Genomic DNA, 16119 nt, shown 5'->3' on the forward strand with positions numbered 1-16119 from the left:
CTGAAATTACTAGATTTTCAGGTTGATCGCGCGAGCCAGCATCTCGAACCGGGCCGGGAGCTGACCAGGTCCCTCGCCGTCGCTGTCGATCGGCACCGCCTCCTTGCCTATCGGCCATGCCTCGACGAGCGTGGCGCGATGGATGCTGACGAGCGGACTCTTGAGGTGGCCGCCGCTATAGATGCTGTTCATCAACGACAGCACTTTCAAGCGGCCGGCGCCTCGAATGATGACCACGTCGAACAGGCCATCGCTGATATCCGCATCGGGGGCCACCTTCATACCGCCGCCGAACCAAGCGCCGTTTGCGACGGCAACCGCCGTGATCGGGCCCTCGTAGATGTCCTCTCCATCGAGTCTGAGGCGAATTGTGCGCGGCTCGTAGCGCAGGATCTGAAGCAGGCTATGGAAGAAGAAAACCATCGGCCCCGGCAGGCGCCTGCCCTTGCGTGCCTCGTTGACGGCGCGCACGATATGGCCGGAAACGCCAAAGCTTGCGATGTTGGCGAAGTGACGGGTGACGGTGTCACCGTCCTCGTCGTCGCAAGTGAGCAGGCCGGCATCGATCTGCCGCACGGACGGAGAGTTCAGGCCGTTGGCGATCGTGGTGGGATCGCGCGACATCGGAAAGTTGCGGGCAAAATCACAGCCGGTGCCGGTTGGGATGAAAGAAAACGCTGTACCCGGCCGATGCGATTTGAGGATGCCGCCAGCCACCTCGCCGATCGTTCCGTCGCCGCCGACGGCGATCACCAGATCGGCCCCATCATTCGCCAGTTCGCGCCCGAACCGCTCGGCATCGCCGAAGCCTTTGGTTTCGCGCAGGCTGAGATCGGCAAATCTCGCCTCGATGGCGCGCCGCAGCGCCGACCAGAACAATTTCTTTCCGCGCCGGCCCGACGCCGGATTCAATACGATGCCGATTTTCAAGCGATATCTTCTCCCCGCCTCACCAGCCTGGCGAAGCGGAAACAGGGGCGTTCTTCAGGCCTTCTTCTTTTTCGTCGACACGGGTCCTTGATCGAAACCGATATTGACGCGAACCAGTGCGCCGGAGCCGACCGGCAGCTTGATGCCGTCCTTGCGGAACAGGGCCTGTGTAGCGTTCTGTCCGACATCAACCGGGAAATTCGTCACTTCCGAATAGAGCGCTTCCTGGCCGTCGTAGACTGTGATGCGAACCGGGAGCGTGACCTTGCCGGACGACCCGTTCGGCCCGGCAATGACGCGAAGCTGCGCCACGACGGTCATCGTCAGGTTCGTATCGTTGAGAGTGCATTGGCGCGTGTAGTTGCCGATCGACGCCTGGTAGGCCAGCTTCTCCGCATCGCCGGTCTTCGCTCCGCCGGCATAAGTCCGGAAGATCGCGTCGCTGTCCTTCATGAACATCTGCGGGCAGGCGCCTTGAACGACGGGCGCCGTTGCGCCAGCGGCCGTCTTGGCGGAGCCGATCGATGCGTCGCTGGAGGACGGGTTGGATGGCGCCAACGGCATGATCTGGCCATTGCCGTTCGGCTGGGTCGGTGCCGTTGCGCTGTCTGAGCCACCACCGACGCCGAGCGAATTACAACCGGCAAGCATTGCCGCAAGGGAAGCCGAAACGATAAGACGCGAGACCTTGCCAAGCACGATTATTCCACCCTCTCCACAAAGTTTTTTGGCAGGCCCAATCACTTGATGGCAGGCCTTTCGTGACAGTTTGCGATGGTCTATATCAGCGGCGCAAACAAAAATCGATTGGGTAAGAACCGTTTTGATGCACATTTCGGGATCGCAGGCGAGCATAGCCGACAGCGCAAGCGAGATGCAGCGCGGGGTTTACTTTCCCTCAGCCTTTCTCCGACCGGCACATCAAGGATGACGACAGTGGATTATATTTCGACCCGCGGCGAAGCCCCTTCCCTCGGTTTCTGCGATGCATTGCTGACGGGCCTGGCGCGCGATGGTGGCCTCTATGTGCCGCGCAAGTGGCCGCATTTCTCGAAAAAGGAAATCCGCGCGCTTCGAGGAAAAAGCTATCAGGATATTGCCTTCACCATTCTGTCGCCCTTCACCAACGGCGAGATTGCCGACGAGACTTTCCGGTCCATGATCGATGAGGCGTACGGCACTTTCCGCCACCCTGCGATCGCCCCGCTCGTGCAGACAGGGCCGAACAGCTTCGTCATTGAGCTCTTCCATGGTACGACGCTGGCGTTCAAGGATGTCGCGATGCAACTGCTCGCCCGGTTGATGGACTATGCGCTCGAAAAGCGCGGCGAGCGCGCGACCATCGTCGGCGCTACCTCCGGCGATACCGGCGGCGCGGCGATCGACGCCTTTGCCGGGCGCGAACGCACCGACATCTTCATTCTTTTCCCGCATGGCAAGGTGTCGCCGGTGCAGCAGCGCCAGATGACGACCTCCACTGCCTCCAACGTTCACGCGCTTGCCGTCGAAGGCAATTTCGATGACTGCCAGAACCTCGTCAAGGCGATGTTCAACGACGGACCGTTCCGCGATCGCGTCAGGCTCTCCGGCGTCAACTCGATCAACTGGGCCCGCATCATGGCCCAGATCGTCTACTATTTCACGACGGCAATCGCGCTTGGCGGACCGGACCGTAAGATTTCGTTTACCGTGCCGACGGGCAATTTCGGGGATATTTTTGCCGGTTACTGCGCAAAGCGGATGGGCCTGCCGATCGGCAAACTGGTGGTCGCGACCAACGAGAACGATATCCTCGACCGCACGCTGAAGAGCGGGCGTTACGAGATGAAAGCGGTAAAGGCAACGACCTCACCTTCGATGGACATCCAGATCTCCTCGAACTTCGAACGACTGCTGTTCGAAGCCTATGATCGCGACGCATCCAAAGTTCGCGCGGCAATGAACAGTCTCAACCAATCCAATGGCTTCGAGATTGCGAAGGAGGCCCTGGCCTTCATCAAGAAGGACTTCCGCACTGGCCGCGCCAGCGAGAAACAGGTCGCCCAGACGATCAAGAAAACCCACGCCGAAACCGGCTATCTTCTCGATCCGCACTCGGCGATCGGCGTCTTCGTTGCGGGCAAGCACGAAAAGCCGAACACGCCGATGGTGACGCTTGCCACCGCACACCCGGCGAAATTCCCCGCCGCCGTAAAATCCGCCTCCGGTATTGACCCCGCGCTTCCGACGTGGCTTGCTGATCTGATGCACAAGGAGGAGCGCTTTCAGATTGTGAAGCCTGAGCTCAAAGCCATCGAGACCTTCATCGGCGAGCACGCTCGGGCCTAAGTAACGCAGGCGCAGAAAGATAGCCAATGACAGTTGAGTGCACCCGGCTCAAATCCGGGCTGACAGTAGTCACACAGACCATGCCGCATCTGGAAAGCGTTGCGCTGGGAGTTTGGATCAAATCAGGATCGCGCAACGAGACGACAGACGAGCACGGCATCGCCCACCTGCTCGAACATATGGCCTTCAAAGGCACGGCGCGCCGCAGCGCGCGCGAAATCGCCGAGGAGATCGAGGATGTCGGCGGCGAGGTCAACGCCGCGACATCCACGGAAACGACCTCCTACTATGCCCGCGTCCTCAAGGATCACGTTCCGCTCGCCGTCGATATTCTTGCCGATATCCTGACAGAGTCCGCGTTCGAGGAAGAAGAACTCGAGCGCGAGAAGCAGGTCATCCTGCAGGAAATCAACGCTGCGAACGATACGCCGGACGACGTCGTTTTCGACAAGTTTTCCGAAACCGCCTACCGCGATCAGACACTCGGCCGGGCAATCCTCGGCACACCGCAAACTGTGGTGTCGTTCACGCCGCCGCAGATCCGCGGCTATCTCAGCCGCAATTACACCACCGACCGGATGTTTATCGTTGCAACGGGCGCCGTGCAGCACGACGAGTTCGTTCGCATGGTCGAGGAGCGCTTCGCGAGCCTTCCGACTTCTCCATCGGCGACGCCGGTCATGGAAGCCGCGAAGTACATCGGCGGCAATATCCGTGAAACGCGCGACCTGATGGACGCGCAGATCCTGCTTGGTTTCGAGGGCAAGGCCTATCACGCCCGCGACTTCTACTGTTCGCAGATCCTCGCCAATATTCTCGGCGGCGGGATGTCCTCCCGTCTGTTCCAGGAAGTGCGTGAAATCCGTGGTCTCTGCTATTCGATCTATGCCTTTCACTGGGGCTTTTCCGACACCGGCATCTTCGGTATCCACGCCGCCACCGGTGGCGAGAACCTGCCGGAGCTGGTGCCCGTCATTATCGACGAACTGCACAAGTCTGCAGCGACGATCGAGCAAAAGGAAATCGAACGCGCCCGCGCCCAGATCCGCGCCCAGCTGCTGATGGGCCAGGAAAGCCCGGCGGCCCGCGCCGGCCAGATCGCAAGACAGATGATGCTCTACGGCCGCCCGATCTCCAATCAGGAGATGATGGAACGGCTCGAGGGGATCACCGTCGAGCGCCTGACGGATCTTGCAGGGCGCCTGTTCTTCGACACCGTTCCGACGCTATCGGCGATCGGTCCTCTGGAACACTTGGCTCCTATGGAAGATATCGCCGCCTCTCTCTCCTCGCCCGCCGCACCGCACAGCCAACAAGCGCTCGTTTGATTTCACATCCATCCTGCCGGGAGTGATCGATGCCAAAATCGGTTTTTCGGTTCCTGTCGCGACAGCCGGATTCAGTGGAACTCGAAAACGAGAACTATGTGCTGCGCCTGCCGCGAGACCAGGATTTCAACCAGTGGCACAAGCTGCGGGCGGCCAGCCGGCAATTCCTGGAACCCTGGGAGCCGACATGGCGGCGGGATGAATTGACCGAGGGCGCCTACCGCGCCCGCGTCATCCGCGGCAAACAGGAATATGCGTCCGGCCAGGCGATCCCGCTATTCCTGTTCCACAAGGATAGGATGACGCTGCTTGGCGGCATTACGATCGGCTATATCAGGCGCGGGGCGGCACAAAGCTGCATGATCGGATATTGGATGGGTGAGGCTTACGCCGGCCAAGGCCATATGTTCGCCGCACTTCAATTGGTTATACCCTACATCTTCACGGTGCTTGAGTTGCACCGTATCGAAGCAGCCTGTATTCCAGACAATGCTCGGAGCATCCGCCTGCTTGAAAAAGCCGGGTTTCAGCGGGAAGGCTATCTGCGCGGATACTTGAAAATCAACGGTCAGTGGCACGACCATGTGATGTTCTCATTGCTCGCCACCGACACGGATAAAGGCAGGATAACCGACAGCCGATGACCAACAACCGCATGCTGCTCCCATCACCGGCCGGACGATTGATCGCGGTGATCGCAGCTCTCTTGCTGTCGGCCTTCATGCTAGCGGCAGGCAATGTCCAGGCAGCCGAGCCGGTGAAGATCTCCCGCGACGATACCGCGCTCGATCTGACTGCCACGACGGAAATCTACGCCAATCAGGGCGAAGCCTTCCAGGTCTCAACCGCTGCCGGTGCCGATGGCATCCGCCGCCGTATTGAGGTACGTGCCAGCTCGGAAAACCACCAGGGCGACTGGGCCGTCTTCGCGCTTGCCAACGTCTCCGACGAGCAGCTTGAGCGCGTGATCGTGGCCCCGCACTTCCGCCTGGTAAACTCCAAGCTGTTCTGGCCTGACCTCGGCTCGCAGCGCATCATCGCGATCACGCCGAGCGAAGGTTTCGCGCTCGACCGGCAACCGAGTGACGAAGCGGATGTCTTCCGCATTACACTCAACCCCGGCGCCGTCATTACCTTTGTTGCTGAGCTGACGACGCCGGAGCTGCCGCAGATCTATCTCTGGGAACCGGACGCCTACAAGGACACGATCAACGCGTTCACGCTCTATCGCGGCATCGTGCTCGGCATTGCCGGCCTGCTGGCCGTGTTCCTGACCATCCTGTTCGTAGTCAAGGGCACCTCGATGCTGCCCGCGACCGCAGCACTCGCCTGGGCCGTGCTCGGCTATATCTGCGTCGACTTCGGCTTTCTCGGCAAGCTGATCAGCATCGCGTCGACCGACCAGCGAATATGGCGCGCCTGTGCGGAAGTCGCGCTCGCCTCCAGTTTCGTCATCTTCCTGTTCACTTACCTCAACCTCAACCGCTGGCACACGCATCTCGGCTACCTGACGCTCGCCTGGGTGCTGGGCCTGGCGCTGCTCTTCGGCGTCGCGATTTACGATCCGGCAATCGCTGCTGGCATCGCGCGTCTGTCGTTTGCGCTGACCGCGACGATGGGCCTCTTCCTGATCATCTATCTCGGCCTCAACCGCTACGATCGCGCCATTCTGCTGGTGCCCGCCTGGGCCCTGATCCTCGTGTGGATCTTCGGGGCATGGCTGACGATCACCGGTCAGCTCGACAACGACATCATCCAGCCGGCGCTCGGCGGCGGCCTCGTTCTCATCGTCCTGCTGATCGGCTTTACCGTCATGCAGCACGCCTTTGCCGGCGGTGCATTTCAGCAGGGCCTGTTCTCCGATCTGGAGCGGCAATCGCTGGCTCTAACCGGCTCGGGCGACATGGTGTGGGATTGGGACGTGGCGCGCGATCGTGTCGTCACCATTCCTGACGTGTCGGCCAAGCTCGGCCTCCCGCTCGGCACGATGCACGGCGCGGCCCGCAACTGGCTGCCACGGCTTCACCCCGACGATCGCGATCGCTTCCGGGCGACGCTCGACGTGCTGCTTGAGCATCGCCGCGGGCGGCTCAATCATGAATTCCGCATCCGCGCGGAAGACGGCCATTTCCATTGGCTTCTCATCCGCGCCCGCCCGGTCCTCGGTTCGAACGGCGAAATCATCCGCTGCGTCGGCACGATCGTCGACGTCACCGAACAAAAGAATTCCGTCGAGCGGCTGCTGCACGATGCGCTGCACGACAACCTGACCGGCTTGCCGAACCGGCAGCTTTTCCTCGATCGCCTGCAGGCGGTGCTTGCACTGGCGCCCGGTGGCGAGACGCTGCGCCCGACGGTCATGGTGATCGATATCGACCGCTACAAGCTGGTGAACGATACGCTCGGGATCGCCGCCGGCGACAATATCCTGATCGCGCTGACGCGACGCCTGCGCCGTCTGCTCAAGCCGCAGGACACGCTCGCACGCCTTTCCGGCGACCAGTTCGGTTTGATCCTGACGTCAGAGCGCGACCCGACGAAGGTGGCCGACTTCGCTGATGCGATCAGCAAGGCGATCATGGTGCCGATCAACTTCGCCAATCGCGAAATCATCCTGACGGCGTCGATCGGGCTTGCCTCGTTCGTCGACCAGCAGGAAAGCGCCGCCGGCATGCTCAGCGATGCGGAGCTTGCGATGTACCGAGCCAAACGCGCCGGCGGCAATCGCGTCGAGCCGTTCCAGCCAGCCTTCCGCGATTTCGGCGCCGACAGGCTGCAGCTCGAATCCGACCTGCGCCGTGCCATCGAGCGCAAGGAACTGTCGATGGTCTACCAGCCGATCGCCGGACTGGAGGACGTGGAGATTGCCGGCTTTGAGGCGCTGATGCGGTGGGAGCATCCGAAGCGCGGCACCATCCCTCCTTCGGAATTCATTCCGATCGCCGAGACATCCGACCTTATCGAGATGCTCGGTCTCTTTGCCCTTGAGCAGGCGACCAACGACCTGATGGGTTGGGAGAACCAGACCGGCGAGCTGCCGATCTTCGTCTCGATCAACCTCTCCAGCGCACAGCTGCTGAACAACGAGCTTTATGACGATGTCCGTTCGGTGCTGGCGAAAACCCATTGCGACCCGTCGCGCCTGAAGCTGGAGCTCACGGAATCCATGGTCATGGAGAATCCGGAGCAAGCGCGCCTCGTGCTTGAGAAGCTGCGGGAGATGGGGCTTGGCCTCGCGCTGGATGATTTCGGAACCGGCTATTCGTCCCTCGCCTATCTGACGCGCTTCCCGTTCGACACGATCAAGCTTGACAAGGTGATGGTGCGCGATGGCAGTGACAAGAAGGCAACCGTGCTTCGCTCGGTGATATCAATGGCGCGTGAACTTGATATGAAGGTGGTCGCCGAAGGGATCGAGTCGAACGAAGATGCGATTGAGCTCGCAAAGATGGGCTGCACTTTCGGGCAGAGCTACCTGTTCGGGCCGCCGATGGCAGCGGAGTCAGTCCTGCGGCTGCTGAAGGAACGGTTCCCGTTGACGAAGCGCGCTTAACCGACCGCTCAATGTTGCGGCGCAGCGGCGCCCGCTATCAGCTGGTGCATATATTCAAGCTTGGCGACCACCGGCGCTGACAGCACGAACGGGTAGGAATCGCGCTGCCCCATGCTGCGCTGTATCGAGTTGATCGCAACGCTGAGCGGCACCCATTCGTCGACAAGCTGATCGGCACTGGCTGCCCTGTAGGGGTCGAAATCCACCTCCGCCGCCATCTCTTCGTGACCGCGGGGATCAATTGCGATGCCGAAGGCGCGCGCGGTCTCCAAGGTGTCGACGATGTGGAGATAGTGAGCAAAGCATTCGGCGAAGTCTTCCCAGGGATGGGCGCTGGCATAGGCGCTGACGAAGCTTTCCTGCCAGCCGGGCGGAGCGCCATTTGCGTAGTGTTGTGCAAGGGCCTCGCTGTAGTCCTCGCGCTCATCGCCGAACACCGCCCGGAATCCATCGAAGTTGTTCCTGTCTCGCACGAGGCGATTCCACATGAAATGACCCGTCTCATGGCGAAAGTGGCCGAGCAGCGTCCGGTAAGGCTCATCCATCGAGGTACGCGCCTGTTCACGGGTCAGGTCGTCAGCCTCTGCCGCCCGAATTGCAATCAAGCCCTCCTCGTGTCCCGTCATCGCCGGAACAACGCTGCCGTCATCCGTGATGGTGTCTTCGAGGAAGTCGAACACAAGGCCGCCGACGGGGTCCTGCGTGCGGTCCGGATGCGGCAGCCGCCAGCGCAAGAGCGAGTAGAACAGATGTCGTTGTGCCTGGCTGATCCGACGCCACCGGTCCACGCCATCCTGCGTCGCTGAATTGGGCACCAGCCGGTTATGCCGGCAGGCGACACAATAGTCACCCGCGTCGCCATCCTCTACAAGCCAGTTACAGATGTCGAGGCCGGCATTGGCGCAGAAACGCACCAGGTCCGGCTGAGCCACGTATTGCCAGAGATCGCTGTCCTGCTGCTGAACAGCGTGCATGCGCAGGCCATTCGGCTGGAAGCCAAGGCGGTGACCGCACCGAACGCACTGGCGATTGTCGAAATGAACAACCTGGTCGCAGTTGTCACATACAAACAGCCTCAACGGGTGCCTCCCTCGAGATCAGGGGTCGAAAAACCGAAGTGCAAAGTGGACGGCGGATAGTTTCCGGCCGTGGTTTCCATCAAACTTCCCCTGACTGGGCTTTATGGCCCGCGCCAGCAGAGAACGCGCTTCTTTACGGATCGTTCCGCCAACTAGGCGTGCCCGGCCTCGGCCGAAAGCATGGCGGCATTAATGCCCATCGAAGCCAGCGCCCGCTCGTACTTGTCGTCGAGGCTGCGGTCGAAGATCAATTCCTCGTTGGCCGCACATGTGAGCCAACCATTGTTGCCGACTTCGGCTTCCAGTTGACCCGCTCCCCAACCGGCGTAACCGAGCAGCATGGTCGCCCGCTTCGGTCCCTTGCCCTTGGAAATCGCGCGGATGATGTCGAGCGTCGCCGTCATGCAGATATCGTCGCTGACGGGAATGCTGGAATCGCAGAGATAGTCGTCGGAGTGCAGGACGAAGCCGCGTCCGCTTTCCACCGGCCCGCCCGTCTGGATCGGGCAATCGCGGGCGTGTGCGGGGAGAACGATGGCATCCTCATCCTTGATCATTTCCAGGTGCAGGAGAACATCGGTAAAGGTCAGGTTCTGCGGACGGTTGATGACGAACCCCATCGCGCCGGCATCGGAATGCGCGCAGATATAGATTACCGTGCGGGCGAAGTTGCGATCCTCCATGCCCGGCATGGCAATGAGAAACTGGCCATCGAAGAAGCCACGTTCTCTTTTGTTTTTGAGGGTCGCCAACGACATCGTTCCTCCTCTGCCAGACCGCACGAGGCCCGACATCACGAGCATGAGCCAATGTCACAGATCAATCAACTGAAAATGAAAACTTAAATGATGGCGAGTTCTAGCCGAGCATGGCGAATTTCAATAGATCATTGATGCATGCAAACTATTTCACGCGCCACTTGCCAATTCTGTTCCGCTTTCGGTCTGCTCGTCGTGATGCTGCAACTTTCTCAGCCCGCCCGGGCGGAGATGAGCGCCTGGGCCGACAATGAGGGTGGGCGGATGCGGCTGATCGCGCTTCCCCCCGATGCACACGGAAGCATTCGCGCCGGACTGCAGATCGAACCGAAGCCCGGCTGGATCACGTATTGGCGAGAACCCGGCAATAGCGGCATCCCGCCTCAAGTCGGTTTTTCTTCTGAAGGCATTTCGCTCGACAAGATGAGCTTTCCGACTCCCAAGCATATCGTCGACGACAAGGTCGATGAGGTCGCCTACGACACCTCGGTCACCTTCCCGTTGCAGCTGACGGCGAAAGACCCGGCACTCCATGAACTCAAGGCAACCGCCTTCATCGGCATCTGCAAGGAAATATGCATCCCGTTTCAGGCGGAGCTGTCGCTAACCTTCGAACCATCGGCCCGTTCACGCCCCGAAGAGGAAAAAATCCTTCGGGATGCCGAGGCCGCCTTGCCGGAAGCCGCCTCCTCCGAATTCAACGTGAGCGACCATAGGCTGTCGCCCGACATGAAGGAGCTTTCCCTCACCGTGACACTGCCGGAGAGCGGCGAGACCGCCCCTGAGGTGATCGTCGCAGGCCCGAGCGGGCACGTCTTTACCAAGCAGACGGCAACTCACCGCGACGGCCAAAGCTTCACGACGACGCTTTCCGTGGGCAAGCTTCCCAAGGCATACGACATTCACGGAAAGACATGGAGCGCGCTTGTCATCGACGGTTTGCGTGCCATCGAGACACCGCTTGCCTTTGAGTAGTCGAGTTCTATAGTCGCGCGCAAATCGCGGTATTTGCGCCGCCATACATGACAAGGAGAGATGGCCATGACCATCGCAATCGGCGATAAGCTTCCAGCAGCCACCTTCAAGGAAAAGACGTCTGACGGTCCGGTCGAAATTTCGACAGAGCAGCTCTTCAAGGGCAAGCGCGTCGTTCTCTTTGCAGTCCCCGGCGCCTTCACGCCTACCTGCTCGCTGAACCACCTGCCGGGCTATCTAGAGAACCGCGACTCGATCCTTGCTAAGGGCGTCGATGACATCGCCGTCATCGCCGTCAACGATTGGCACGTGATGGGCGCCTGGGCACAATCCTCCGGCGGCATGGGCAAGATTCACTTCCTTGCGGACTGGGATGCCGGCTTCACCAAAGCGCTCGGCCTCGACGCCGACCTTTCGGCCGGCGGTCTCGGCGTCCGCTCGAAGCGTTATTCGATGCTCGTCGAAGACGGCGTCGTGAGATCGCTGAACGTCGAAGAGAATCCGGGGCAGGCCACCGTTTCCGGCGCTGCGACCATGCTGGAGCAACTGTAAGGCTCCCCCAACACCGACCTTCTAAGAGCGGCCCATGCGGCCGCTTTTTTGTTTCCTTATAAAACCTCGCGACGTGCCATTTTTTTGCCTCATTTGTTATAACATAACGGTAATGTTATTACATTTGGTGCGGTATGCATTTCTCGAAGTTTCAAGATTCTCTGGGCCTGATGGCGCTCTCCGGCGGCCGGCGCGTCTTTTATGTCGCCTTAATTGGAATCCCACTCTGGGCAGCAATCCGCTGGGCGACGTTGCTGCCATGAGCGACGTTGCGATCGAGCTTGACGATCTGACGGTCGCCTATGAGCGGCATCCCGCGGTCCATCATCTTTCAGGAACCATTGCGGCCGGCAGCCTGACGGCGATCACCGGTCCAAACGGCGCCGGAAAATCCAGCCTGCTGAAAGCGGTCATCGGCGAACTCCGCCCCTCCTCCGGCACGATAAGGCACCGACTGAAGCGGACGGATTTCGGCTACCTGCCACAGGCAGCCGATATCAACCGCCGCTTTCCGATCTCCGTGCTCGACACGGTTCTTCTCGGATCCTGGCGGCAGGCTGGAGCCTTCGCACAGATCGCATCGCCTGAGCGGCAGAGAGCGCGCGACGCGCTGGCCGTGGTGGGGATGGAAGGCTTTGATCGGCGCGGTATCGGCTCCCTCTCAGCCGGTCAATTTCAACGCGTGCTCTTTGCCCGGCTGCTACTGCAGGACGCGAGCGTCATACTCCTCGACGAGCCGTTCACGGCCATCGATGGCCGCACGACGCGGGAACTTCTGGATATCGTCGCCGGCTGGCATAGCGAAGGGCGAACGGTGCTTGCTGTCCTCCATGATTTCGAGCAGGTCCGCGCCCACTTTCCGCAAACACTTCTGCTTGCGCGCGAAGTCATTGGCTGGGGGGCAACCGCTGATGTCATGACCACGGCAAACCTGACGACGGCGCGGGTGATGGCCGAACGCTGGGACGAGAGCGCCGGCGTTTGCGAGCCTGCCAGATGACCGCCTACGATTTTCTTCTTGCGCCGTTTGCCGACTACGGCTTCATGCGCCGCGCCCTTGTCGCCTGCCTGTGCCTCGGTCTTGGTTCCGGGCCGATCGGCGTCTTCCTGATGCTGCGGCGGATGAGCCTCGTCGGCGATGCGATGAGCCACGCCGTCCTGCCCGGCGCCGCCATCGGATACCTGATCGCCGGTTCGCTGTCGTTGACGGCGATGGGCCTCGGGGGGCTGATTGCCGGGCTGTCGGTGGCGCTCCTCTCCGGCATCGTCAGCCGCGCGACCTCGCTGCAGGAGGATGCGAGCTTCGCCAGCTTCTATCTCTCCTCGTTGGCGCTCGGCGTGCTCATCGTTTCGTTGCGCGGTTCCAATATCGACCTGTTGCACGTTCTCTTCGGCACCATCCTCGCGATCGATGCTCGGGCCCTTTATGAGATCGGCGCGATCAGCACAGCAACGCTGGCGACGCTCGCGATCATCTACCGGCCGCTCGTGGCGGAATGTTTCGATCCCGGCTTCCTCAGGGCCATCGGCGGGCGCGGACCGATCTATCACTTCATCTTTTTGCTGTTGGTGGTGCTCAATCTGGTCGCCAGTTTCCAGGCCTTGGGCACGTTGATGGCGGTCGGTCTGATGATGCTGCCGGCGGCCATTGCACAGCTATGGTCTCGCAGCCTCCCATCGATGATGGCGATCGCGGCCACGAGCGCCACTGCCTCCGGATATCTCGGGCTCGTCGCCTCCTACCATCTCGAGCTCGCCTCCGGACCGACGATCATCATGACGGCGGCGCTGCTCTACGGCTTCTCGATCTTTCTCGCCCCGTCGGGTCTCGCCCGGCGGTATTTCCCTCGCCCGCATCTTAAGGGCTGACAACCGGAGCCTTCCGATGATTTCCCGCAGACTGCTTTTCTCAGTGATGATCCCGGCGCTGGTGGCGCTTTCGACGAGCTCGGCCTCTGCCGCGACCCTCAAGGTGGTGGCCTCCTTCACCGTGCTTGCCGACGTCGTCCGCCAGGTCGGCGGTGATCGCGTAACGGTCACGAGCCTTGTCGGCCCGAACGGCGATCCCCATGAGTTCGAACCGTCGCCAAGCGACGCAAGGAACCTCAATGCGGCGCAGGTCGCCTTCGTCAGCGGTGAAGGGCTCGAGGGTTGGATGGACCGCCTCATTAGCGCCTCAGGCTACAAGGGCAAGCCGGTCGTCGTCTCGGAAGGGATAACGTTCCGGACCATGGACGAGGACGGGCAGACGGTCACCGATCCGCATGTCTGGAACAGCCCCGTCAACGTCAAGATCTGGGTCGCCAACATCGAAGAGGCGCTTGCGAAGGTCGCGCCGGCCGATGCTGCGGCGTTCAAGACCAATGCCGAGAGGTACATCAAGACGCTTGACGGGCTCGATGCTTACGCGCTCTCGGAGCTTGCCAAAATCCCCGAGGACCATCGCAAGGTGCTGACGAGCCACGACGCATTCGGCTACTTCGGTCGTGAGTATGGCGTGAAGTTCCTAGCCCCGATCGGCGTCTCGACAGAGAGCGAAGCTTCCGCCGCGGAGGTCGCCAAGCTGATCGAACAGATCAAGGCCGAGCACGTGAAGACCTATTTCTTCGAGAACTCCAACGATCCTCGCCTCGTCAGGCAGATCGCAGAGGCGACAGGGGCAGAACCCGGCGGCGAGCTCTATGTCGAGGCTCTTTCCGACACCAAGGGGCCGGCCTCGAGCTACGAGAAGATGTTCCGCTACAACGTCGACCAGCTCGTGGCGGCGATGGGGAAAGCGAGCTGGCGCGGCTCGGCCTCAATAATTGAGATCGAAGACGATCAGGCCACCCAAGCCGCCATCCGTTGAGGAGACAATACGCTCGCCGACGCCAACGTGCTCGGGATGCACAAGGTATCCATCGCGTGCTTCCGCGCTTTCGAAGGTGACAGCAAAGCCATCGACGTAGCCCGCATGAAGCCCCTCCGGCGAGACATTCGGGCCGTACTTGATGTCGATGATGCCGGGAATCACCTGCTTCAATGCGACGATCGCGTCAAACAAGGACTGCTTTTCTTCCCCTGTCATGGCTGCCTTCAGCCGCATCAGCACGCAGTGCAGGATCATGTGTTGACCTCCCGGATTCCATTTTCAGGCGAGCATAAGGAGAAACGTCGCAGGGGCAAGTGACAAGGACGTGCCGTTCTGTAGACATCCCCATCTGAATGGCTTCGGTAAGGGCCGGTATGCGAGACGCGACCAATTCGACGCCGTAAACCGTCGTAAACGGAACGGCGCGTCCTACATTCTCGTCTAATCTGTCGGTATCCTGCGCGTGGGGAGAGGAGCCCTGCACGAGGCAGCATTTTCAACGGAGGAGATGGAAATGAGCAAGAACCGAGGCGTCGTCTACATGCGGCCCGGCAAGGTCGAAATCCACGATATCGACGATCCGAAGCTTGAAGCACCCGATGGCCGCAAGATCGAGCACGGCGTCATCCTGAAAGTGATCTCCACCAATATCTGCGGATCGGACCAGCATATGGTTCGCGGCCGCACCACCGCCATGCCCGGCCTCGTTCTCGGCCACGAAATCACCGGCGAGGTGATCGAGAAGGGCGTTGACGTCGAGATGCTGCAGATTGGCGACCTCGTCTCCGTGCCGTTCAACGTCGCCTGCGGCCGCTGCCGCTGCTGCAAGTCGCAGGACACAGGCGTCTGCCTGACGGTCAACCCGTCGCGCGCCGGCGGCGCCTACGGCTATGTCGACATGGGCGGCTGGATCGGTGGGCAGGCCCGCTACGTGACCATTCCCTATGCCGATTTCAACCTCCTGAAATTCCCGGACCGCGATCGCGCCATGGAAAAGATCCGCGATCTGACCATGCTTTCCGACATCCTGCCGACAGGCTTCCACGGTGCGGTGCGCGCCGGCGTCGGTGTCGGGTCGACGGTCTATGTCGCCGGTGCCGGTCCGGTCGGGCTTGCCGCGGCTGCATCCGCCCGCATCCTCGGCGCTGCGGTCGTGATGATCGGCGACTTCAACAAGGATCGCCTTGCCCATGCCGCCAAGGTCGGCTTCGAGCCGATCGACCTGTCGAAGAGCGACCGGCTCGGCGAGATGATCGCTCAGGTGACCGGCAGCAACGAAGTGGACAGCGCCATCGACGCCGTCGGCTTCGAGGCACGCGGCCATTCAGGCGGCGAGCAGCCGGCGATCGTTCTGAACCAGATGATGGAAATCACCCGCGCGGCGGGCTCGATCGGCATTCCGGGCCTCTACGTGACCGAGGACCCAGGAGCCGTCGACAATGCTGCCAAGCATGGCAACCTGGCGCTGCGCTTCGGCCTGGGCTGGGCGAAGGCGCAGTCGTTCCATACGGGCCAGACACCAGTTCTGAAGTACAACCGCCAGCTCATGCAGGCGATCCTCCATGACCGCCTGCCGATCGCCGATATCGTCAACGCCAAGGTCATTCCGCTCGAAGAGGCGGTACAAGGCTACGAGAGCTTCGACCATGGCGCGGCGACGAAGTTTGTCCTCGACCCGCATGGCGAAGTCGCCAAGGCGGCTTAGGTAAAGGCCTCCCTAGGCTCGGCGCAGCGGGTGCATCTTGCACCGCTGCGCCATCCGTAA

The 16119-nt window shown here is 61.1% G+C and carries 13 protein-coding genes and 2 pseudogenes; 10 read left to right on the plus strand and 5 right to left on the minus strand.

Features of this window, described 5'->3' with window-relative positions:
• Positions 1-9: 9 nt before the first annotated feature.
• Together FHT76_RS11160 and FHT76_RS11165 are read right to left on the minus strand one after the other, a co-directional pair.
• Positions 10-930, minus strand: a complete 921-nt coding sequence (locus FHT76_RS11160) for a diacylglycerol kinase family protein (protein WP_183859866.1) — start codon at positions 928-930, stop codon at positions 10-12.
• A gap of 54 nt (positions 931-984) precedes the next feature.
• Positions 985-1632, minus strand: a complete 648-nt coding sequence (locus tag FHT76_RS11165; RefSeq protein ID WP_183860737.1) for a hypothetical protein — start codon at positions 1630-1632, stop codon at positions 985-987.
• Positions 1633-1857: 225 nt separating this feature from the next.
• On the opposite strand from FHT76_RS11165, the pseudogene thrC reads away from it, so the two are divergent.
• The 4 genes and pseudogenes from thrC (at position 1858) to FHT76_RS11185 (ending at position 8139) form a co-directional block, all read left to right on the plus strand.
• A pseudogene (thrC, locus tag FHT76_RS11170) lies at positions 1858-3281 on the plus strand (threonine synthase).
• A 3-nt stretch (positions 3282-3284) separates the two neighbouring features.
• Complete coding sequence (locus FHT76_RS11175; protein WP_183752222.1) at positions 3285-4586, plus strand: pitrilysin family protein; 1302 nt, start codon at positions 3285-3287, stop codon at positions 4584-4586.
• Between the two features lie 29 nt (positions 4587-4615).
• Positions 4616-5230, plus strand: coding sequence for a GNAT family N-acetyltransferase (locus tag FHT76_RS11180; protein ID WP_259185592.1), 615 nt, complete (start codon positions 4616-4618; stop codon positions 5228-5230).
• Entirely contained in the window at positions 5227-8139 is a 2913-nt protein-coding gene (locus FHT76_RS11185) for a sensor domain-containing phosphodiesterase (protein ID WP_259126688.1), read from the plus strand. The genes FHT76_RS11180 and FHT76_RS11185 overlap by 4 nt, the downstream gene beginning before the upstream one ends.
• Before the next feature lie 8 nt (positions 8140-8147).
• Here the strand turns inward: FHT76_RS11185 and FHT76_RS11190 are convergent, their stop codons facing one another.
• The gene (locus FHT76_RS11190) at positions 8148-9218 is read right to left on the minus strand and encodes a putative zinc-binding metallopeptidase (protein WP_183859872.1); all 1071 of its coding nucleotides are present in this window, start codon (positions 9216-9218) and stop codon (positions 8148-8150) included.
• Between the two features lie 152 nt (positions 9219-9370).
• Complete coding sequence (locus FHT76_RS11195) at positions 9371-9976, minus strand: YqgE/AlgH family protein (RefSeq protein ID WP_183752228.1); 606 nt, start codon at positions 9974-9976, stop codon at positions 9371-9373.
• Between the two features lie 138 nt (positions 9977-10114).
• Here FHT76_RS11195 and FHT76_RS11200 point away from each other — a divergent pair, with 138 nt between their 5' ends.
• The 5 genes and pseudogenes from FHT76_RS11200 to FHT76_RS11220 all read left to right on the plus strand — a co-directional run.
• Positions 10115-10951 (plus strand): protein-disulfide reductase DsbD domain-containing protein, encoded by an 837-nt coding sequence (locus FHT76_RS11200; RefSeq protein ID WP_259185593.1) that lies wholly within the window; start codon positions 10115-10117, stop codon positions 10949-10951.
• Between the two features lie 66 nt (positions 10952-11017).
• On the plus strand, positions 11018-11503 hold the full coding sequence (locus tag FHT76_RS11205) for a peroxiredoxin (protein WP_183859874.1): 486 nt from the start codon (positions 11018-11020) through the stop codon (positions 11501-11503).
• A gap of 259 nt (positions 11504-11762) precedes the next feature.
• Positions 11763-12503 (plus strand): metal ABC transporter ATP-binding protein, encoded by a 741-nt coding sequence (locus FHT76_RS11210; RefSeq protein WP_183859876.1) that lies wholly within the window; start codon positions 11763-11765, stop codon positions 12501-12503.
• Entirely contained in the window at positions 12500-13372 is an 873-nt protein-coding gene (locus tag FHT76_RS11215) for a metal ABC transporter permease (RefSeq protein ID WP_183859878.1), read from the plus strand. The genes FHT76_RS11210 and FHT76_RS11215 overlap by 4 nt, the downstream gene beginning before the upstream one ends.
• 16 nt (positions 13373-13388) lie before the next feature.
• Positions 13389-14285, plus strand: a pseudogene (locus FHT76_RS11220) (metal ABC transporter solute-binding protein, Zn/Mn family); the annotation flags it as partial.
• 15 nt (positions 14286-14300) lie between these two features.
• Here the strand turns inward: FHT76_RS11220 and FHT76_RS11225 are convergent.
• Positions 14301-14609, minus strand: a complete 309-nt coding sequence (locus FHT76_RS11225) for a Dabb family protein (RefSeq protein ID WP_183752238.1) — start codon at positions 14607-14609, stop codon at positions 14301-14303.
• A gap of 259 nt (positions 14610-14868) precedes the next feature.
• Between FHT76_RS11225 and fdhA the strand changes: the two genes are divergently transcribed.
• Positions 14869-16059 carry a formaldehyde dehydrogenase, glutathione-independent gene (gene fdhA / locus FHT76_RS11230; protein ID WP_183859882.1) on the plus strand — a complete coding sequence of 397 codons (1191 nt, stop codon included), beginning with the start codon at positions 14869-14871 and terminating at the stop codon, positions 16057-16059.
• The last annotated feature ends 60 nt before the right edge of the window (positions 16060-16119 follow it).

This window comes from Rhizobium sp. BK176, from assembly GCF_024808055.1.